The sequence below is a fragment of the Variovorax restrictus genome (genome assembly GCF_051216715.1).
Classification (GTDB): domain Bacteria; phylum Pseudomonadota; class Gammaproteobacteria; order Burkholderiales; family Burkholderiaceae_C; genus Variovorax.
In genome coordinates this window covers 791,003-810,263 of record NZ_JBPJZH010000001.1, presented here as the reverse complement: position 1 = coordinate 810,263, position 19,261 = coordinate 791,003, and the positions used below count along the sequence as shown (strand labels likewise).

Sequence of the window (19,261 nt, the reverse complement as noted above, 5' to 3'; positions counted from 1 at the left end):
CGCGCTCAGCCCGCCGAGGCGCGCGCCTGCGCGATCACCAGCAGCCCGTCCATGATCAGCCCGTCGACCAGCTCGAAGGGGCTGACCATCGACGGCGCCATCTTCCAGCCCGCGCCGCCCGTCATGTAGCAGGCCGGCTCGGCGCCGCAGTGCGTCTTGACATGCTGGCGCATGCGCTCCACCGCACCGGCGATGGCGTAGGTGCCGCCGCTGGTGAGCGCGTCGCTGGTGTTGGTGGGAAAGTCGCGCACCTCGCCGGTCGGCACGTGCAGGCCGGCGGTGCCGGATTCGAGCGCGCGCAGCATGATGCCGTGGCCCGGCAGGATCAGCCCGCCGAGGAACTTGCCGTGCACGTCGATGGCCTCGACCGTGACCGCGGTGCCGATCATCACCACCACCATCGGTCGCGCCGGCCCCTGCGACAGCATGCGGTGGCGCGCGCCGATCATGGCGACCCAGCGGTCGGCGCCCAGGCGCGTGGGGTGGTCGTAGCCGTTGATCAGGCCGGCTTCGGCGGCGCTCGACACGACCCAGCGCGCCGGGCAGTCAAAGCGCTCGAAGACCTGCTCTTCGGCGCGGCGCCGTACCGCATCGCCCGCCACCGCGCAGCCGAGCATGGCGGCGGGCGACGGCAGATCGGCCCAGGGCCCTTCGGCCAGGCGCTCGATGTGGTCGAGGAATTCGGCGCCGCTCGCCAGCAGTTCGGCGCCCGGTTGCCCCGCGGTGTAGATCGCCCACTTGAGCCGTGTGTTGCCGATATCGATGGCGAGGAAAGTCATGCCGGATTATTTGCGAGTTTGCGCGCGCCGGTGCTTACCCTTGCTTGCAACGACGCGCCGGAGGCCTACGCGTCGGCGCAGAGGGCGTGCTTACAGTGCACCGTCATCACCACATCAAGGAGAACACCATGGGTCTGCTGAGTTTCATCAAGGAAGCGGGAGAAAAATTGTTCGGCGGGTCGTCGGCACACGCCGCCGAGCCGGGTGCCAACCCCGACGCGGCGGCTTCGGCCGCCATCAAGACCTACATCGAAACGCAGAACCTCGGGCTCACCGAGCTGAACGTCGCCTATGTGGGCGCCACCGGCGTGGTCACGCTGACTGGCAAGGCACCGTCGCAGGAGGCGAGCGAGAAAGCGGGCTTGGCGGCCGGCAACGTGGCGAACGTGACGAGCGTCGACAACGACCTCGTGGCGCCGGAATCACCGCCCGCCCAGTACCACGACGTGGTGCGCGGCGACACGCTGTCCGCCATCTCGAAGAAGTACTACGGCGACGCCAACAAGTACAACGCGATCTTCGAAGCCAACCAGCCGATGCTCACGCACCCCGACAAAATCTACCCGGGCCAGAAGCTGCGCATTCCGCCGCTGAAGTAAGCGCAGCCCGCGCGCTCAGTTCTGTTTCCAGGGCAGACCGCGGAAGCGCCACCCGCCCGTGCGGCCCCGGTGGCCGTCCGCATCGGGGTTGCCCTCGAAGCCTTCGAGGATGTTGTAGGCCTCGATGCCCAGCTCGGTCGCCCGCTTGGCTGCGGCGATCGACCGCACGCCGCTGCGGCACAGCAGCACGACCCTGCCGCCCGTCGGCACGGCGGCACGCAGGCCCTCGTCGAAGGCCGGGTTCATCGCCATGCCGGGCCACTGCTTCCACGCCAGCGCCACCGCGCCCGGCACATAGCCCACCCACTCGCGTTCGGCGTCGCTGCGCACGTCGACCAGCACCGCCGCCCCGTCGGCCATCCACTGCGCGGCCTGGTCGGGCGTGACATCGCCGGCATAACCGTCAGCCGGCGTGAAGGGGGTATCGGCTCGGGTCATTTCAGTCCTCAATCTTAATAGGGTTAATGGGAGCGGCCGGACGCGCTTCAGAGAAGCGAGGGTGCGTGCGACGCCTCAATTCTGGACGCTGCGTGAAAACCCTCTGCGTCACGAATCGATACATGCCAAAGATGGGCGTCCTGGATTTTCCAGACACCACAACGGAGACAACGCATGACCGAGCAAACCCCGAATCGCCGTCGCAATCTCTTGAAGGGCGCCGCCGTCGCGGCCGGCGCCATGGCCACGCCGATGGTCAGCATGGCGCAGACGACCACGCTGCGCTTTCAGAGCACCTGGCCCGCGAAGGACATCTTCCACGAGTACGCGCAGGACTTCGCCAAGAAAGTGAACGACATGGCGGGCAGCCGCCTGAAGATCGAGGTGCTGCCCGCGGGCTCGGTCGTGCCGGCCTTCCAGCTGCTCGACGCGGTGGCCAAGGGCACGCTCGACGGCGGCCACGGCGTGATCGCCTACTGGTACGGCAAGAACTCGGCACTGGCACTCTGGGGTTCGGGCCCGGGCTTCGGCATGGACGCCAACATGGTGCTGGCCTGGCACAACTACGGCGGCGGCAAGGCGTTGATCGAAGAGGTCTACAAGAGCCTGAACCTCGACGTGGTGTCCTACCTGTACGGCCCGATGCCGACGCAGCCGCTCGGCTGGTTCAAGAAGCCGGTGGCCAAGGTCGAAGACATGAAGGGCCTCAAGTTCCGCACCGTCGGCCTGGCGGTCGACGTGTTCACCGACATGGGCACCGCCGTGAACCCGCTGCCCGGCGGCGAGATCGTGCCGGCGCTCGATCGCGGGCTGATCGACGCGGCCGAGTTCAACAACGCCTCGAGCGACCGCGTGCTGGGCTTCCCCGACGTGGCGAAGAACTGCATGCTGCAGAGCTTTCACCAGTCGGGCGAGCAGTTCGAGATCCTGTTCAACGGCCCCAAGCTCAAGGCGCTGCCGCCGGAACTCAAGGCCATCATCGACTACGGCGTGCAGGCGGCCAGCGCCGACATGAGCTGGAAGGCGATCGAGCGCAACTCGCAGGACTACCTCGAGCTCAAGAAGGCCGGTGTGAAGTTCTACAAGACGCCCGACGCCATCCTGCGCGCACAGCTCGCGTCGTGGGACAAGACGGTGGCCAAGAAGTCGGCCGAGAACCCGTTGTTCAAGAAGGTGATCGATTCGCAGCGGGCCTTCGCCGAGCGCGCGGGCCAGTGGCAGAACGACTACACGGTCGATTTCAAGATGGCCTACAACCACTATTTCAGCAAGACGAAGAAGACCTGATCGCGCTGGCTTCTTCCCAGGGGGCGCCGCTGCCGGCGCCCCTTTTTCTGTGGCTGGCCGCCCGCGCGGCGAGGGCTCTCGATGCAATCATTCCTGTTGGCGGTCGACCGTTTCTCGACCTGGATCGGCAAGACCTTTGCCTGGTGCGTGGTGTTGCTCACACTGCTGATCAGCTGGGAGGTGTTCTCCCGCTACGCACTCAACGAACCGCATGCCTGGGTGCTCGACGCGCAGATCATGCTGTACGGCACCCTGTTCATGACCGCGGGCGCCTACACGCTGAGCAAGAACGGCCACGTGCGGGGCGACGTGCTCTATGGTTTCTTTCGCCAGCGCACGCAGGCGATCTTCGACCTCGCGCTCTACATCCTCTTCTTCCTGCCCGGCATCGTGGCGCTGACCTGGGCCGGCTGGATCTACGCCGGTGAGTCGCTGGCGATTCGCGAGCAGACCTTCTCGGCCACGCCGCTGCCGCTGTACCCGTTCAAGTACGTGATTCCGCTGGCCGGCATCACGCTGCTGATCCAGGGCTTCGCCGAGATCGTGCGCTGCATCCAGTGCATCCAGACCGGCACCTGGCCTTCGCGCGAGCAGGACGTGGAAGAAGTCGACGTCGACCAGCTCAAGAAGATGGTCAACGTCGACGATGCGGACATCCAGGCGCTCGACGCCGTGGTGGTCGCCAAGGAGGCGCAGCGATGATCCGCCGCGAACTCTGGTTCGGCCTGAGCTTCATGGCGCTCATCGTCATCGCCGTGACGGTGCTACTGCTGCGCGTGGAGACCATCACCGACGGCCATCTGGGCCTGCTGATGCTGTCCCTCGTGGTGGTGGCGATCATGCTCGGCTTCCCGACCGCTTTCACGCTGATGGGCATGGGGATGATCTTCACCTGGTTCGCCTACAACCGGGACATCACACGCACGCTCGACCTGATGGTGCAGGCGGCCTACAAGACCATGGCCAACGACGTGCTGATCGCCGTGCCGCTGTTCGTCTTCATGGGCTACCTGGTGGAGCGCGCCAACCTGATCGAGACGCTCTTCAAGAGCCTGCACCTCGCCATGGCGCGGCTGCCCGGCGCGCTGGCCGTGGCCACGCTGGTGACCTGCACCATCTTCGCCACCGCGACCGGCATCGTCGGCGCCGTGGTCACGCTGATGGGGTTGCTCGCGCTGCCGGCCATGCTGCGCGCGGGCTACAGCATTCCGCTGGCGGCTGGCTCGATCACGGCCGGCGGTTGCCTCGGCATCCTGATCCCGCCGTCGGTGCTGCTGATCGTGTACGGCGCGACGGCCGGCGTGTCGGTGGTGCAGCTCTATGCGGGCGCCTTCTTTCCCGGCCTGATGCTGGCGTCGCTCTATGTGCTCTACGTGATCATCGTGGCCAAGCTCAAGCCGGCCTGGGCACCGCCGCTCTCCGCGGCCGACCGCATGGTGCCGCTGCCGCCGCTCACGCGCCGGCTCACCACCGATTCGGGCGCGCACGCGCTGGCCGCACTGATGTCGGCCCTGAAGGGAAAGCGCAATGCCGACGTGCCCACCGGCCACCTGCTGCGCCAGCTCGGCATCGTGCTGCTGCCCGGCCTGCTGTTCGCCCTGCTGGCGGTGACCAGCTACCGCGCCGTGACCACCGTCGATGCCGAAGCGGTCTACGACATCCAGGAAATCGGTGCGTCCCGTAGCAGCAGCGACGCCGACAGTGGCGGACTCGCGGAGCCGCCCGCCGACTCGGGCGGGCTCGCGGAACCGCCTTCCGAAGGCGGAGGTCTGGCCGAGCCGCCAACCGAGAGCGGGGGCGCCGTGCAGGAGCCGCCCGGCGCGGCGCCGGTAGCACCCGCCGCACCCGCCGCGGCGACCGCGGTCGACAGCACCCCGGCCGCCGCCACGCATCGCGCGGCACCAACCTGGTGGTGGGTTTGCTTCGCGGTGGCCGGCGCGCTGACGACGCTGTTCTATCTGTTCCTCAGCTTCGCGCGGCTCGAGATCTTCAAGATGCTGCTGGCGTCGTTCTTTCCGCTGATGATCCTGATCCTGTCGGTGCTCGGGTCGATCGTGCTCGGGCTGGCGACCCCCACCGAGGCCGCGGCGATGGGCGCGCTCGGCGGCTTCCTGCTGGCCGCGGCCTACCGGCGGCTCACGATGAATGTGCTGAAGGAATCGGTCTTCCTCACCGCCAAGACCGCGGCCATGGTGTGCTGGCTGTTCGTCGGCTCGGCCATCTTCTCAGCCGCGTTCGCGCTGCTCGGCGGGCAGGCGCTGGTGGAGGAATGGGTGCTGAGCATGAACCTCAGCAAGGTGCAGTTCCTGATCCTGAGCCAGGTGATCATCTTCATCCTGGGCTGGCCGCTGGAGTGGACCGAGATCATCGTGATCTTCATGCCGATCTTCATTCCGCTGCTCGACAACTTCGGGGTGGACCCGCTGTTCTTCGGGCTGCTGGTGGCGCTGAACCTGCAGACGGCCTTCCTCTCGCCGCCGGTGGCCATGGCCGCCTTCTACCTGAAGGGCGTGAGCCCGCCGCATGTAACGCTCAACCAGATCTTCCTCGGCATGCTGCCCTTCATGGGCATCCAGGTGCTGGCGATCGTGATGCTCTACATCTGGCCGCAGATCGGTCTGTGGTTGCCGCAGCTGCTGTACAAGTAACCGAGGCACCGACGGCGTCGAGTGGGCGCCACCCTGCCCGGCTACAGTCGGTGCAAGGAACACGACATGCCCACATACGACTTCGATCTCTTCGTCATCGGCGGCGGCAGCGGCGGCGTGCGCGCCGCGCGCATGGCGGCGCAACGCGGTGCCCGCGTGGCCCTGGCGGAGGCCGCCGAACTGGGCGGCACCTGCGTCAACGTGGGGTGTATCCCCAAGAAGCTCTACAGCTATGCGGCCGGCTACGCCGAGGCCTTCGAGGAGGCGCCGGGCTACGGCTGGCAGCTGGGCGAGGCGCGCTTCGACTGGGCGGTGCTCAAGGCCAACCGCGCCCGCGAAATCCACCGCCTGAACGGCATCTATGGCGGCCTGCTCGACGCGGCCGGCGTCACGCTCGTCACCGGCTGGGCGAACCTCGAAGATGCGCACACGGTGAAGGTGGGCAAAGCAACCCACACGGCACGCCACATCCTCGTGGCGACCGGCGGCCGCCCCTTCGTGCCCGACCTGCCGGGCCGCGAGCATGTGCAGGTTTCTGACGCGATGTTCGACCTGCCGACTTTCCCGAAGCGGCTCGTCATCGTCGGCGGAGGCTACATCGCCTGCGAGTTCGCCTCCATCTTCAACGGACTCGGCGCACAGGTGACGCTGGTGCAGCGCCAGGCGCACCTGCTGAGCGGCTTCGACGAGGACGTGCGCGAGTTCCTGGCGCGCGAGATGGGCAAGGCGGGCGTCAACATCCGGCTCAACGCCGAAGTCGCCTCCGTCGCACCCAGCCGGGGCAAGGGCGCGCCGCTCACCGTGATGCTGTCGCGTGGCCAGCAGCTGGAAGCCGACACGGTGCTCTACGCCACCGGCCGCGTGCCCAACACCGAGGGGCTGTGCCTGGAGGCCGCCGGGGTCGCGCTCGACGAGCGCGGCGCGGTGAAGGTCAACGCGCACTACCGCAGCAGCGTGCCCTCGATCTACGCACTGGGCGACGTGTCCACCAAGCTACAGCTCACCCCGGTGGCGCTGGCCGAGGCGATGGCCGTGGTCGACGCGCTCTTCGGCGACGGCAAGCGCAAGGTCGACTACGACTGCGTGCCGACCGCCGTCTTCACGCACCCGAACGTCGGCACCTGCGGGCTGACGGAAGCACAGGCGCGCACGAAGTACGAGAAGGTCACGCTGTTCAGCAGCGAGTTCAAGACGTTGCGGCACACGCTCTCGGGCCGCGACGAGCGCACCTTCCTCAAGTTGATCGTCGACACCGCCAGCGACCGCGTGGTCGGCCTGCACATGGTCGGCCCCGACGCGGGCGAGGTGGTGCAGGGCTTCGCGGTCGCGATGCGCGCCGGCGCGACCAAGGCGCACTTCGACACGACCATCGGCATCCACCCGACGGTCGCGGAAGAATTCGTCACGATGCGGCAGCCGATGCCGGGTTGACGGAAGCCAACGTCGCCAGCGGCGGCCCGCCCAGCCCGTTGCGCAGGAACCGGATGTAGGTCTTGATGACCGAATCGGGGATCTCGCTGCTGTGGTCCGCCTTGGCCAGGTGGTACACGTAAAGGTAGTCCCGCGCCGCGATCAGCAGGTAGGCCAGCGTGCCCAGCTCGCTCTCGGCATAGGCCGTGATCTCGCCCTCGGCGCGCGCCCGCTGCAGGAACTTCGTGTAGCGCCGCGTGACCTCGCTGTGATGCCGCGCCCAGGCGGTAGGTGCCTCGACTTCGGCTTCGTTGAGGACGCGCCAGAACCAGGGGTTTTCGTAAAGGTACTCGAAGACCGCGCGCACGCCGATCTCCTCGACCTCGAAGAAACCACGGGCACCGTGCGCCCGCTCGCGCACGCGCTCGAGCATGTGCAGGCCGAAGTGGGGCAGCAGCTCGTCGAAGAGCGCTTGCCGCGACTCGAAGTACAGATAGAACGTGCCTTGCGCCATCCCGGCATCGGCCGTGATGCGCTGGATCGATGCATCGCGATAACCGAACTCGCCCACCACGCGCGCCGCGGACACCAGCAGCTGCTCCCGCGTGCGAGCCGTGCGCTCCTCCCTCGTGACCTGCACGCTGGTCGACACCTTGCGTGTCGTTCGCCCCGTCTTAGAAGCCGTTGCCAAAGCAATCCTTTCTGACCCGCGGCATCGATGGTGCCGCCGCGGACCTCTGTTTTTTCAGTCTACCGGATGGGCTCTCGCGCCCCGCGTGTGCGCGTTTTCACCTAGCGCATTGTGAACGGAAATGGCACACACTGACCACTGAATCACCGTTCATTTTAATCCTCTCCTGCTTTTCAGGAGAGGCAACCCTCCAGGACCATGGAACGTCTCTCCGAAGCAGCAGGCAACCCGTCGGACGCACAGGCGGCCGAACTGGCATTTCGACGCCAGGTCCGGGACTACTGCGAGCGCGAGCTGCCGGCCGATGTGCGGCAGAAGGTGCTCGGCAACCTCTTCCTCACCAAGGAGGACAACCTCGCCTTCCTGCGTTCGCTGGCCGGTCGCGGCTGGGTGGCCGGTCACTGGCCGCGCGCCTACGGCGGCGCGGAGTGGACGCCCTTGCAGCGCTTCGTCTTTGAGGAGGAGAGCATGCGCTGCGGCGCGCCATGGCTGATTCCCTTCGGCGTCAACTACGTGGGGCCGGTGATCTATACCTTCGGCTCCGCGGCACAGAAGGAACGCTTTCTGCCGCCGATCCTCGCTTCGCAGGAGTGGTGGGCGCAGGGCTACTCGGAACCGGGGGCCGGTTCCGATCTGGCGGGCCTGAAGACGCGCGCGATCCGCCATGGCGATCACTACGTCGTGACCGGCCAGAAGATCTGGACCAGCTACGTGCAATGGGCCGACTGGATGTTCTGCCTGGTGCGCACGAGCGAAGAGTCCCGGCCGCAGCAGGGCATCAGTTTCCTGCTGATCGACATGCGCACGCCGGGCGTGACGGTGCGGCCGATCCGGACCATGGACGGCTGCCACCATGTCAACGAAGTCTTCCTGGACGAGGTGAAGGTGCCCCTCGAGAACCTGGTCGGCGAGGAAGGCAAGGGCTGGAGCTACGCGAAGTTCCTGCTCAGCAACGAGCGCATTCTGTCGGCCGAAACCGGGCGCTCCATGCGCCAACTGGGCCACCTCAAGGCGCTCGTGGCGAACACGCCGAGCGACGGCGTCGTCGACCGTGCGGCGTTCGATCGACGCATCGCGCAGATGGAACTCAAGCTGCACGCCCTGCGCGCCTTCTGCCTGGCGTACGCGCGCTCGATGGATCCGAGCCAGCCACCCGGCGTGGAGGCGTCGATCATGAAGATTCGCGGCTCGGAACTCCAGCAGCAGATCTCCGAGGCCACGCTCGACTGGCTCGGCAGCAGCGCGATCGCCTACGACCCTGCCGACGTGCATGGCGCACAGGCGTCGTCCCCCGTCGGCCCGGCCGACGCCAGCGGCGCGGTGCGCGAGTACCTGCACGGACGCGCTTCCACGATCTACGGTGGGTCGAACGAGATCCAGCGCAACATCATCAGCAAAGCGGAGCTGGGACTGTGAAGCAGAAACACTGGCTCGACGACACCGATGCCGCCTTGCACGACGCCGCCCTGCGCTACACGGCGGAGCGCTACGGCTTCGAAGCCCGGCAGCGCCTGCCGGCCGCAGAGCGTCGCTTCAGCGCCAAGGTCTGGGCGGACATGGGCGAGATGGGCTGGCTGGCCGTTGCCAGCCCTGAAGACGACGGCGGACTCGGTCTGCGCGTCGCCTCGATCTGCCTGCTCGCCGAGGCAGCCGGGCGCGCGCTCGTGACCGAGCCGCTCACGAGCAGCGGCGTGCTGGCGCCCCATCTCGTTGCGGCGCACGGCACCCCGGCACAACGCACCGCGCTGCTGCCCCGCTTGCACGCCGGCGCACTGCCGATGGCCTGCCTGCTCCACGGCCCTGCCGTCACCGTGCATGACGGCCGTCTGCAGGGCATGCACCCCGTCTTGATCGATGCCGACATCGCGCAGCAGCTGGTCGTCCACGCAGGCGGCGCCCTCTGGCTGATCGATGCGAAAGCCCGCGGCGTCGAGTGCCGCCCCTTCCCGCTGTTGGACGGGCGCGGCGCGGCGACCGTGCGGTTCGACGGCGCCCAAGCGCTCCGCCTCGGCGATGGCACCCCCACTGGCGTCGCGCCAGCTCTGCAACTGGCCGCGCTGGCCACGGCCGCCGACTCGCTCGGTGCGATGTCGGCGGCGTTCGAATTGACGCTCGACCATCTGAAGACACGCCGCCAGTTCGGGGTGCCGCTGGGCACGCACCAGGCCCTGCAGCACCGTGCCGTCGACATGTACATCGCCCTGTCCGAAAGCCGCGCCGTGCTCGACCTGGCCATCGATACCGTCCAGGCCGGTTCGCCCGACGCCGCGCGCGACGTGCACGCGGCCAAGAGCTTCGTCTGCGAAAGCGCGCGCCGCGTGACCCAGGAGGCCGTCCAGCTGCACGGCGGCATCGGCATCACCGAGGAGTACGCCGTCAGCCACTACCTGCGCCGGGCGCGGGTCAACGAACAGCTCTGGGGTTCGGCCGAGCAGCACTTCGTCGCTTTCGCAGCCTCTGCCGCGCCGACTCCGGCCCATACATCTTGAGGACCCCATGGACTTCGCTTCCTACCAGTGCATCGAATTCCACCGCGAGGGTCGCATCCTGACCATCGCGCTGAACCGCCCCGAGCAGCGCAACGCGGTCAACGCGCGCCTGCACCATGAACTGTCGCGTGTCTTCACCGACGCGCAGCGCGACCCGGATTCGGACGTCGTCGTCCTCACCGGCAACGGCACCGCCTTCTGTGCGGGCGGCGACATCGACTGGATGCAGCTGTCGATCGACGAGCCCGCCGAATTCGAGAAGACGGCGCGCGAGGCCAAGGACATCGTCTACACACAACTGGATCTCGAGAAGCCGCTGATCTGCAAGCTCAACGGCCACGCGACCGGCCTGGGCGCCAGCCTGGCCTTGCTGTGCGACATCGTCATCGCGTCCGACGAAGCGAAGATCGGCGACCCTCATGTGCGCGTCGGCCTGGTCGCCGGCGACGGCGGCGCCCTGATCTGGCCGCAGCTCGTCGGCTACGCGAAGGCGAAGAAGTACCTGCTGACGGGCGAGCTGATGCTCGCCGCCGAGGCCGAACGCATCGGCCTGATCACCGACGTCGTGCCGCGCGCCGATCTCGATGCCGCGACCGACGCCATGGCCCAGCGGCTCGTAACGGGCGCCACGAAGGCGATCCGCTGGAGCAAGGTCACGACCAACCTGCCCCTGCGCCAGCTGTTCCACAGCTACTTCGATGCCGGCGTCGCCTACGAGTGCCTGTCGAACCTCACCGAAGACCACGCCGAAGCCGTCAGGGCGTTCCGCGAACGGCGCAAGCCGGTCTTCACGGGCCGCTGACCCAGACGAACCCACCCAGAAGGAGACACCATGAACCGCATCGATCGCAGAAGCATCCTCAAGTACTCCGCGGCGGCCGCCGCAGCGGCCACCGGTCTGCCCGGCCTCGTGCGCGCGCAGGGCGGGCCCTTGCGCATCGGCCTCATCACGCCGCTGAGCGGGCCGCAGGAGTTCATCGGCTCCTATGTGAAGAACGGCGCCGAGATCGCCATCGACCAGATCAACAAGGCGGGCGGCATCCTGGGGCGCCAGGTCGCGCTCGAGATCCGCGACGACAAGGCCAACCCGGCGGCCGCGCTGGCGGCGGCGCGCGAGCTGCTCGGCGCAGGCATCAACCTGCACATCGGCGGCATCTCCAGCGCGGTGGTGCTGGCGCTGGGCCCAGTGATGCAGCAGGAGAACGGGGTGTTCATCACCTGCGGCGCCGGCACCGAGAAGATGAACCACGAGAACTACTCGCCCAACCTGTTCCGGCCTGGCGATTCGCCCGACGCGCGCACGCGTGCCCAGGCCAAGCTGATGGCGCAGAAATACCCGGACATCACGCGCTGGACCGGCCTGGTGCCCGACCACGAATATGGCCGCACCACCTGGGGCATCTTCGTCGACGGCCTGCTCGAGTACTACCCGTCGATCGCCAAGAAGAAGCCGGAGATCCTCGAACCTATCCTCATGCCCTACGGCGTCGCCGACTACCGCAACTCCATCACGCAGGCGCTGCGCCAGCAGGCCGACGGCTGCTTCAACTGCACCTACGGCGGCGACGCGATCACGATGTTCCAGCAGGCGCGCGGCTTCGGCCTGATGACGCGCTACAAGGTCATCTGCGACGCGGCCAACGAGTTCCTGGTGGCGCGCGGCCTCAAGCAGCAGTTCCCGGCGCAGTGGACCGGCATGCACTACTACGCGGAGGCGAACAAGGGCAACCCGATGAGCGACCGCTTCGTCGCCGACTACCTCGCCAAGACGAAGGACGCCGAGCCACTGGGCTGGGCCGCCGAGTCGCACGCCAGCATCTACGCGCTCAAGCAGGCCGTGGAGAAGGCGAAGTCCACCGAGACGCCGGCCGTGATCGCGAGCCTCAAGGGCCTGACCTGGGACACCGTGACCGGCCCGCGCACGATGCGCGCCGAAGACAACCAGGCGATCAAGGACGTCGAGCTGGTCTACATCGAGCCGGAGGCCGGCGACAAGGGCTACAAGGTCACGCAGTACGTGAAGGTCGACGGCAAATCGGTCATCTTCCCGCCGACGCCCGGCAAGAAGCTCACGCTTCGCACCGCCTGAGCGGCAGGCACGCGCGCCGATGCAAGCTGCCGACATCGCCACCCTGCTGGTCAACAGCCTGACCTGGGCCATGGCGACCTTCCTGGTCGCGGCCGGACTCACGCTGGTGTTCGGCACCCTGCACATCCTGAACTTCTCGCACGGCGGCTTCTTCATGATCGGCGCCTACCTGGCCTATTCGCTGGCCAACGCCATCGGCGGGGCGCCCTCCATCGGCGTCTACCTCTTCGGCTCCCTGGTGGCCGGGGTCGTGGTCGCGCTGCTCGGGCTGGTCGTCGACCGGCTGGTGCTGCGACGCCTGGCCGGCGTGGAAGATGCCTACGTGCTGATCGCGACCTACGCGCTGCTGCTGGTTTGCGAAGGATCGACCAAACTGATCTGGGGCCTCAACTACCACAGCGTGATGCCACCCGCCGCGCTCGACGGTGCCTGGCTGGTGGGCAACGCCGTGCTGCCGCGGCTCTCGCTCTTCATCATCGCGGCCGGCGTGGTGGTCTTCGTCGTGCTCGAGTACTTCCTCAACCGCACCAAGCCCGGCCGGCTGGTGAAGGCCATCGCGGCAGACCCCTGGATGGCCCGCCTCCTGGGGGTCAACGTGCGGCTCGTCTACACCGCGACGGTGGCGCTCGGCTTCGCGCTGGCAGGGCTGGCAGGCGGTCTGCTCGTGTCGAACCAGACCCTGTCGCCCACGCTGGCCAGCGCCTTCGTGATCCAGGCCTTCGGCGTGATCATCATCGGCGGCATGGGCAGCATCAGCGGCGCCTTCCTCGGCTCGATCCTGCTGGGCATCATCGATGCCTTCGGCCAATGGGTCCTGCCCGGGCTGCCGGGCCTGCCGTTCTTTATCGCCATGACGCTGATCCTGCTGCTGCGTCCCCAAGGCCTCATGGGCAAGGCAAAGCACTGATGACACACACGAGCTTCATCGGCGGAGGCTTTCGCCGCGACGTCCTCATCCTCGGGGTCGTCATGGGCGTGGCGCTGTGCGTGCCCGGCCTGCTCAACCGCGGCCTGGTCTTCATCGCCGGCATGGTCTGGATCAACGCGGTGTTCGGGCTGTCGTTCAACCTGCTGTTCGGCCTGTCGGGCGTGCTGAGCTTCGGCCAGGCGATGTTCTTCGCTGCGGGCGCCTATGCCACCGCGGTGTTGACCCAACAGTTCGCGCTGCCGCTGGTGCCGGCGCTGCTGCTGTCGGCCGTCATCGGTGCAACGCTGGCGGCGCTGGTCGGCTCGGTCGCGCTGCGCCGCAGCGAAGGGGTCTACTTCGCGATCCTCACGCTGGCCTTCGCGGAGCTGATCCACCTGCTGATCGCCAACACGGCGATGCTCGGCCGCAACGACGGGCTGGCCGGGCTCGTGCGGCCGCGACTCGGCGTCGGCCCGTGGCAGGTCGACCTGGCGGCGGGCGACAACTTCTACTACTTCATCGTCGGAACCTGCGGCCTGCTGATCCTGTTCATCCGCTGGATCGTCGGCACGCCGTTCGGCCGCGCGCTGCAGGCGGTCAAGCAGGACCCGGAGCGCGCCGAATTCCTCGGCATCCCGGTGCGGCTGCACCGGCTCGCGATCTTCGTGCTCGCGGGCGCCACCACCGCGGCCGCGGGTGCCCTGGTCGCGCCCTGGGCGCAGATCGTCACGCCCGAGCTCGCGCACTGGTCGAACTCGACCAACCCCATCCTCTACACGCTGCTCGGCGGGAGCGCCTACTTCTGGGGGCCGGTCCTGGGCGCGGTGGTGCTGTCGGCAGTGTTCTACGCCACGCGCACGCTGGTCGGCATGTCCGACATGGTCACGGGGCTGCTGCTGCTCGTGGTCGTGGTGGCGTTGCCGGGCGGCATCCTCGGGCTGTTGGCGCGCTGGACGCGCCGGGGAGACCGGCGATGAACGGCGTGCTGCTCGAAGCCGCGGCGCTGGACAAATCCTACGGCCGCATCCGCGTGCTGCGCGACGTGAGCCTGACCATCGGCGCGGGCGAGTCGCATGTGGTGATCGGCCCCAACGGCGCAGGAAAGACGACGCTCTTCAAGGTGCTGACGGGCGAGCTCTACGCCGACCGCGGCGCCGTTCGTTTCGACGGCCGGGACGTCACCCGTCTGCCCGCGCACCGGCGCGTGCACCTCGGCTTCGGGCGAACCTTCCAGGTGGCCAAGGTGTTCCCCAAGCTCAACGTGCAGGACAACCTGCTCGTCGCGCTCGAGGCCCGCGTGCGCCGCGCCAACCCGCTCGGGCGGGTGTCGAAGGCGCAGGCCGCCGCTTTCCCGGGAGCCATCGAGGCACTGCTTAACGACACCGGCTTCGGGCCGCAACGCGAGGCCATCGCCGGCACGCTCGCCTACGGCGACCGCAAGCGCCTGGAGATGGCCATGGTGCTGGCACTCGAACCGGCGGTGATGTTCCTGGACGAGCCCACGGCGGGCATGTCGGCCTCGGAACGACAGGCCACCGTGCAACTGCTCCAGTCGGTCAAGCGCAAGCGCGGGCTGTCGATGCTGATGACCGAGCACGACATGGCGGTGGTGTTCGGCCTGGCCGACCGCATCTCGGTGCTGCATTACGGCCAGCTCATCGCGACCGGCACGCCCGACGAGATCCGCCAGAACGAGCGTGTGAAAGAGGTGTACCTGGGCGATGGAGACGCACATGCTTGAAGTCCGCAACCTCCATGCACGCTATGGCGACAGCCAGGCGCTGTTCGGCATCGACATCGACGTGCCGGCGCGAGGCGGCGTGGCGCTGCTGGGGCGCAACGGCGCCGGCAAGTCGACCCTGCTGAAATCGCTGCTCGACGCCGGCCCGCAATCCACCGGCGAGATCCGGCTCGAAGGCCGCGCGCTCGGCGGTTTGCCGACCGAAGCCCGCGCGCGGCTGGGCTTGGCGCTGGTGCCGGAGGACCGGCGCATCTTCACCACGCTGACGGTGCGACAGAACCTCGAACTCGCCTGGCACGCCGACCGGCGCGGCCAGCCGCCGATGCGCGTCGACCACGTGTGCACGCTGTTTCCCCTGCTGGCCGACTTGCTCGACCGCCTGGGCTACCAGCTGTCGGGCGGCCAGCAGCAACTGGTGGCGGTGGCGCGCGGTCTGATGGCCTCGCCGCGCCTGCTGCTGCTCGACGAGCCGGCCGAAGGTCTGGCGCCCAAGGTCGCGCACGACCTCGCCCTGCAGGTCGGCCAGGCGCGCGACAAGTTGGGGCTGACCGTGCTGGTGGCCGAGCAGAGCATCGCCTACGCGCGCCAGTGCACCGAGTACGTCTACCTGCTCGACAGCGGCACGCTGGTCTTTCAGGGCAACTGGGCGGCCTTCGACGCGCAGCCCGAGCTCAAGTCCCGCTACCTCGCGGTCTGAGTCCGCGACCCATCATCAGGAGATACCTCGTGCGACAGGACATCAGCGGCTGGAACGTCCAGTGGAGCGAAGAACGCGCCGCGCAGTGGGTGCGCGAGGGACAGTGGCTCAACCGCACGCTGGCGGACGCCGCCCGCGACGCGGCGGCGCATGAACCGGACCGCGTCACCCAGGTCTGTGGCGGCCGCGACGTCACGGCGGGCGAGGTGTGGGCCGGTGCGACGCGGCTAGCCGCGGCCTTGTGGGCACGCGGCTTCCGGGCGGGCGACGTGATCGCCTTCCAGATGCCGAACTGGCACGAGGCCGCCTTCATCGACGTTGCGGCCTGCCTGCTCGGCGTGGTGGTCTGCCCGATCGTCACGATCTACCGCGACACCGAGGTGGCGCTGATCCTCTCCGACAGCCGCGCCAAGGGCATCTTCGTGGCCGAGCGTTTTCGCGGCTTCGACTTCGCGGCCATGCTCGCGCGTCTGCGCCCGGCGCTGCCGAACCTGGCGCATGTGTGGACGGTGCGCGGCACACAGCCCGACACGGCCGACGGCGACCTGCGCACGCTCATGGCCGGCGCGCCGGCGCTGCCCGCCTTGCCAGCGGTATCGCCCGATGCCGTCAAGCTGGTGCTCTACACCTCGGGCACCACGGGTCGGCCGAAGGCGGTGCTGCATTCGCACAACTCGCTGATCCGCGCCACGCTGATGTGCGCCCGCCACTGGGGCATCGCGCCGGGCGACACCACGCTGATGCCGTCCCCGGTGACCCACGTCACCGGCTTCAGCCATGGCCTGGAGATGCCCTTCTTCGGGGGCACGCGCTGCGTGCTGATGGAGAAGTGGAACGCCGCCGAGGCGGCCGACATCATCGAGCGCGAGCAGGTGTCCTTCACCATCGGCGCCACGCCCTTCCTGCAGGAACTGATGGACGTGGCCGAGGCGTCGGGCCGCACCTTGCCGTCGCTGCGGCTGTTTCCGTGCGGCGGCGCCGCGGTGGCGCCGGAGATCATCTACCGCGTCGCGCGCGTGCTGCCCAACTGCCGCTCGTTCCGGGTCTACGGCTCGAGCGAGGCGCCGATGATCACGTTCGGCTTTTGCGCCCCCGGCCAGGAGCGGCTCGCGGCGGAGACCGACGGCGAGATCGTCGACTACGAGGTGCGCGTGGTCGACCTCGACGGCCGCCCCCTCGGGCTCGGGCAGGAAGGCGAGATCTGCGCGCGCGGCCCCGCGCTGTTCCTCGGCTACGCCGACCCGGTGCATTCGGCCGAGGCCTTCGACGCCGACGGCTTCTTTCGCACCGGCGACATCGGCTATGTCACGGCCGAGCGCGCGGTGGTCTTCACCGGCCGCATCAACGACCTGATCAACCGCGGTGGCGAGAAGATCAGCGCGAAGGAAGTCGAAGACCTGCTGCACCAGCATCCCGCCGTGATGAACGCCGCCGTGGTCGCGATGCCGCATCCGCGCCTGGGCGAGACGGTGTGTGCCTACGTCATCCCGAAGCCGGGCGCCACCGTCACGGCCGCCGACATCGTCGCCCTGCTCGACGCCGCGGGCGTGGCCAAACAGAAGTACCCCGAACGCTTCATCTTTGTCGACGACTTCCCCAAGACCGCCTCGGGCAAGGTCAAGAAGGATCTGCTGCGCGCCGACGTGCGCGAGCGACTGCAGGCCAACGCCTCATGACGACGCTGCAGGGGCACAAGATCGTCGTCACGGGCGCCGCGCAGGGCCTGGGCCTGCGCTCGGCCCAGCTGTTCGTCGACCTGGGGGCGCAGGTCTTCCTGGCCGACATCAACGAAGCAGCGCTCGCCGCGGTCGCGGCCGATCTCGGTGTGGGCCATGCGACCACCGACGTCACCGATGCTGCTGGCGTCGAGCAGATGTTCACGCAGGCCGTCGAGCGCCTCGGCGGGCTCACCGGCGTGCTCCACAGTGCGGGGCTTGCGTGGGTTCAACCTGCGCTGGAACTGGACATCGAGCGATGGCAACGCGTGATGGACGTCAACGTGCGAGGCACGCAGCTCGTCTGCTGCAGCGCGGCCAAGCGGATGATCCCGCTCGGCGGCGGCGCCATCGTCAACATGGCCTCCGCCGCGGGCGGCGGCGGCATCCCGCGGCGCAGCGCGTACGGCAGCTCCAAGGCCGCGGTCGCCTACCAGACGCGCTGCCTCGCCGCCGAATGGGGGCACCTGGGCGTCCGGGTCAACGCCGTGGCACCGGGCTACATCGACAGCGGCATGACGCGCGACCTGGAAGCGCGCGGACGCATCGACCTGGGCCGCATCCGCGCCCGCATTCCGCTGGCCCGGCTCGGCGATGCGGCCGACGTGGCCAAGGCCGCCGCCTTCCTGCTGTCGGACGACGCCGGCTACATCACCGGCGAGCAGCTGTTCGTCGATGGCGGCTGGAACGCCTACGGCGGTGCCGGCGCGGTCGACACCTGTTAGCGACTTCCCACAACAAGACGGAGACCACGATGAATGCCCCGAACCGACGTACCACGCTGATCGCCCTGGCCGCTGCGGCCTCGGGCGTGCTCCTTCCGATGCAGGCCCGCGCGCAGGCCGCGGCCGATTGGCCGCGCAGGCCCATCAAGCTGATCGTCGGCTTCACGCCGGGTGGCGGGACGGACCTGGCCGCGCGCATCCTGGCGCAGGCCCTGGGCGACGCGCTGGGCCAGCCGGTGGTGGTGGAGAACAAGGCCGGCGCCAGCGGCAACATCGCCACCGACTTCGTCGCCAAGTCGGCGCCGGACGGCTACACGCTGATGCTGTGCACGATCCCGACGCACGCGATCAATCCGCACCTCTTCAAGAACCTGCCCTACAACCACCTCAAGGACTTCGCGCCCGTCTCGCTCGTCGCGATGCTGCCCAACATCATTGCCGCCAACCCCGACTTCCCGGCGAACAACGTCCGGGAGCTGGTGGCGCTGTTGAAGAAGGACCCGGGCAAGTACAACTTCGCGGCCGTGCCGGGCGGCTCGCCGCACCTGACGGCCGAGGTGTTCAAGGAAACCGCGGGCGTCCAGATGCAATTGGTGGCCTACAAGGGGGCCGCGCCCGCCATGACGGACGTGATGGCCGGCCACGTGCCGCTGGTGTTCGAGAACGTGGCGCCCACGATGTCCTTCATCAAGAGCGGCAAGCTCAAGGCCATCGCGGTCACCTCGCCCCAGCGCTTGCCGGGGCTCGAGAACGTGCCGACCATCGCCGAGTCCGGCTACCCGGATTTTTCGGTGGAGGGCTGGAGCGGCGTGGTGGCGCCGGCGGGCACGCCGGCCCCCATCGTGGCGCGGCTGAACCAGGAGGTGCGCAAGGCGCTCGATCTGCCGGACGTGCGTGCCCGGTTCGTGCAGCTCAACCTGCGCACCCGCAGCAGCACGCCGCAGGAGTTCGGCACCTTCATGCAGACGCAGACCGACTTCTGGGGCGGCGTCATCCAGCGCATCGGCCTCAAGCTCGACTGACCGCCCCACGCCCAGGACCATCCC

At 68.4% G+C, this 19,261-nt stretch carries 19 protein-coding genes and 1 pseudogene; 17 read left to right on the top strand and 3 right to left on the bottom strand.

Annotated elements, in window-relative coordinates; all coding sequences use genetic code 11:
* Positions 1–5: 5 nt before the first annotated feature.
* Entirely contained in the window at positions 6–779 is a 774-nt protein-coding gene (locus ACSFA0_RS03820; protein ID WP_435448910.1) for a type III pantothenate kinase, read from the bottom strand.
* A 128-nt stretch (positions 780–907) separates the two neighbouring features.
* On the opposite strand from ACSFA0_RS03820, the gene lysM reads away from it, so the two are divergent.
* A complete protein-coding gene (lysM, locus tag ACSFA0_RS03815; RefSeq protein ID WP_435448909.1) occupies positions 908–1,378 on the top strand; it encodes a peptidoglycan-binding protein LysM in 471 nt (156 codons plus the stop codon).
* A gap of 15 nt (positions 1,379–1,393) precedes the next feature.
* Here the strand turns inward: lysM and ACSFA0_RS03810 are convergent, their stop codons facing one another.
* The gene (locus ACSFA0_RS03810) at positions 1,394–1,816 is read right to left on the bottom strand and encodes a rhodanese-like domain-containing protein (RefSeq protein WP_435448908.1); all 423 of its coding nucleotides are present in this window, start codon (positions 1,814–1,816) and stop codon (positions 1,394–1,396) included.
* Between the two features lie 174 nt (positions 1,817–1,990).
* Here ACSFA0_RS03810 and ACSFA0_RS03805 point away from each other — a divergent pair, with 174 nt between their 5' ends.
* The 4 genes from ACSFA0_RS03805 (at position 1,991) to gorA (ending at position 7,182) form a co-directional block, all read left to right on the top strand.
* Entirely contained in the window at positions 1,991–3,103 is a 1,113-nt protein-coding gene (locus tag ACSFA0_RS03805; RefSeq protein WP_435448907.1) for a TRAP transporter substrate-binding protein, read from the top strand.
* Positions 3,104–3,184: 81 nt separating this feature from the next.
* Positions 3,185–3,805, top strand: a complete 621-nt coding sequence (locus ACSFA0_RS03800) for a TRAP transporter small permease subunit (RefSeq protein ID WP_435448906.1) — start codon at positions 3,185–3,187, stop codon at positions 3,803–3,805.
* Positions 3,802–5,751: a TRAP transporter large permease gene (locus tag ACSFA0_RS03795; RefSeq protein ID WP_435448905.1), complete on the top strand. Its 1,950-nt coding sequence runs from the start codon at positions 3,802–3,804 to the stop codon at positions 5,749–5,751. Before ACSFA0_RS03800 ends, ACSFA0_RS03795 begins: the two co-directional genes overlap by 4 nt.
* 66 nt (positions 5,752–5,817) lie before the next feature.
* Positions 5,818–7,182, top strand: a complete 1,365-nt coding sequence (gene gorA / locus ACSFA0_RS03790) for a glutathione-disulfide reductase (protein ID WP_435448904.1) — start codon at positions 5,818–5,820, stop codon at positions 7,180–7,182.
* Here gorA and ACSFA0_RS03785 read toward each other — a convergent pair.
* Positions 7,154–7,852 carry a TetR/AcrR family transcriptional regulator gene (locus ACSFA0_RS03785; protein ID WP_435448903.1) on the bottom strand — a complete coding sequence of 233 codons (699 nt, stop codon included), beginning with the start codon at positions 7,850–7,852 and terminating at the stop codon, positions 7,154–7,156. The two genes, gorA and ACSFA0_RS03785, sit on opposite strands and share 29 nt — an antisense overlap.
* Before the next feature lie 198 nt (positions 7,853–8,050).
* Here ACSFA0_RS03785 and ACSFA0_RS03780 point away from each other — a divergent pair, with 198 nt between their 5' ends.
* The 12 genes and pseudogenes from ACSFA0_RS03780 to ACSFA0_RS03725 all read left to right on the top strand — a co-directional run bounded on the left by ACSFA0_RS03780 (position 8,051) and on the right by ACSFA0_RS03725 (position 19,237).
* On the top strand, positions 8,051–9,268 hold the full coding sequence (locus ACSFA0_RS03780) for an acyl-CoA dehydrogenase family protein (protein WP_435448902.1): 1,218 nt from the start codon (positions 8,051–8,053) through the stop codon (positions 9,266–9,268).
* Positions 9,265–10,341, top strand: a complete 1,077-nt coding sequence (locus ACSFA0_RS03775; protein ID WP_435448901.1) for an acyl-CoA dehydrogenase family protein — start codon at positions 9,265–9,267, stop codon at positions 10,339–10,341. Before ACSFA0_RS03780 ends, ACSFA0_RS03775 begins: the two co-directional genes overlap by 4 nt.
* 7 nt (positions 10,342–10,348) lie before the next feature.
* Positions 10,349–11,143, top strand: a complete 795-nt coding sequence (locus ACSFA0_RS03770; protein ID WP_435448900.1) for an enoyl-CoA hydratase/isomerase family protein — start codon at positions 10,349–10,351, stop codon at positions 11,141–11,143.
* A 30-nt stretch (positions 11,144–11,173) separates the two neighbouring features.
* The gene (locus tag ACSFA0_RS03765; protein ID WP_435448899.1) at positions 11,174–12,430 is read left to right on the top strand and encodes an ABC transporter substrate-binding protein; all 1,257 of its coding nucleotides are present in this window, start codon (positions 11,174–11,176) and stop codon (positions 12,428–12,430) included.
* A 19-nt stretch (positions 12,431–12,449) separates the two neighbouring features.
* Positions 12,450–13,337 (top strand): branched-chain amino acid ABC transporter permease, encoded by an 888-nt coding sequence (locus ACSFA0_RS03760; RefSeq protein ID WP_435448898.1) that lies wholly within the window; start codon positions 12,450–12,452, stop codon positions 13,335–13,337.
* Positions 13,337–14,314 carry a branched-chain amino acid ABC transporter permease gene (locus ACSFA0_RS03755; protein ID WP_435448897.1) on the top strand — a complete coding sequence of 326 codons (978 nt, stop codon included), beginning with the start codon at positions 13,337–13,339 and terminating at the stop codon, positions 14,312–14,314. The genes ACSFA0_RS03760 and ACSFA0_RS03755 overlap by 1 nt, the downstream gene beginning before the upstream one ends.
* 68 nt (positions 14,315–14,382) lie before the next feature.
* A pseudogene (locus ACSFA0_RS03750) lies at positions 14,383–14,832 on the top strand (ATP-binding cassette domain-containing protein); the annotation flags it as partial.
* Complete coding sequence (locus ACSFA0_RS03745; protein ID WP_435450885.1) at positions 14,821–15,078, top strand: ABC transporter ATP-binding protein C-terminal domain-containing protein; 258 nt, start codon at positions 14,821–14,823, stop codon at positions 15,076–15,078. The pseudogene ACSFA0_RS03750 and the gene ACSFA0_RS03745, both read left to right, overlap by 12 nt.
* Positions 15,071–15,775, top strand: coding sequence for an ABC transporter ATP-binding protein (locus ACSFA0_RS03740; protein ID WP_435448896.1), 705 nt, complete (start codon positions 15,071–15,073; stop codon positions 15,773–15,775). The genes ACSFA0_RS03745 and ACSFA0_RS03740 overlap by 8 nt, the downstream gene beginning before the upstream one ends.
* A gap of 29 nt (positions 15,776–15,804) precedes the next feature.
* The gene (locus ACSFA0_RS03735; RefSeq protein ID WP_435448895.1) at positions 15,805–17,451 is read left to right on the top strand and encodes an AMP-binding protein; all 1,647 of its coding nucleotides are present in this window, start codon (positions 15,805–15,807) and stop codon (positions 17,449–17,451) included.
* Entirely contained in the window at positions 17,448–18,215 is a 768-nt protein-coding gene (locus ACSFA0_RS03730; RefSeq protein ID WP_435448894.1) for an SDR family NAD(P)-dependent oxidoreductase, read from the top strand. The genes ACSFA0_RS03735 and ACSFA0_RS03730 overlap by 4 nt, the downstream gene beginning before the upstream one ends.
* A 29-nt stretch (positions 18,216–18,244) precedes the next feature.
* The gene (locus ACSFA0_RS03725; RefSeq protein ID WP_435448893.1) at positions 18,245–19,237 is read left to right on the top strand and encodes a Bug family tripartite tricarboxylate transporter substrate binding protein; all 993 of its coding nucleotides are present in this window, start codon (positions 18,245–18,247) and stop codon (positions 19,235–19,237) included.
* The last annotated feature ends 24 nt before the right edge of the window (positions 19,238–19,261 follow it).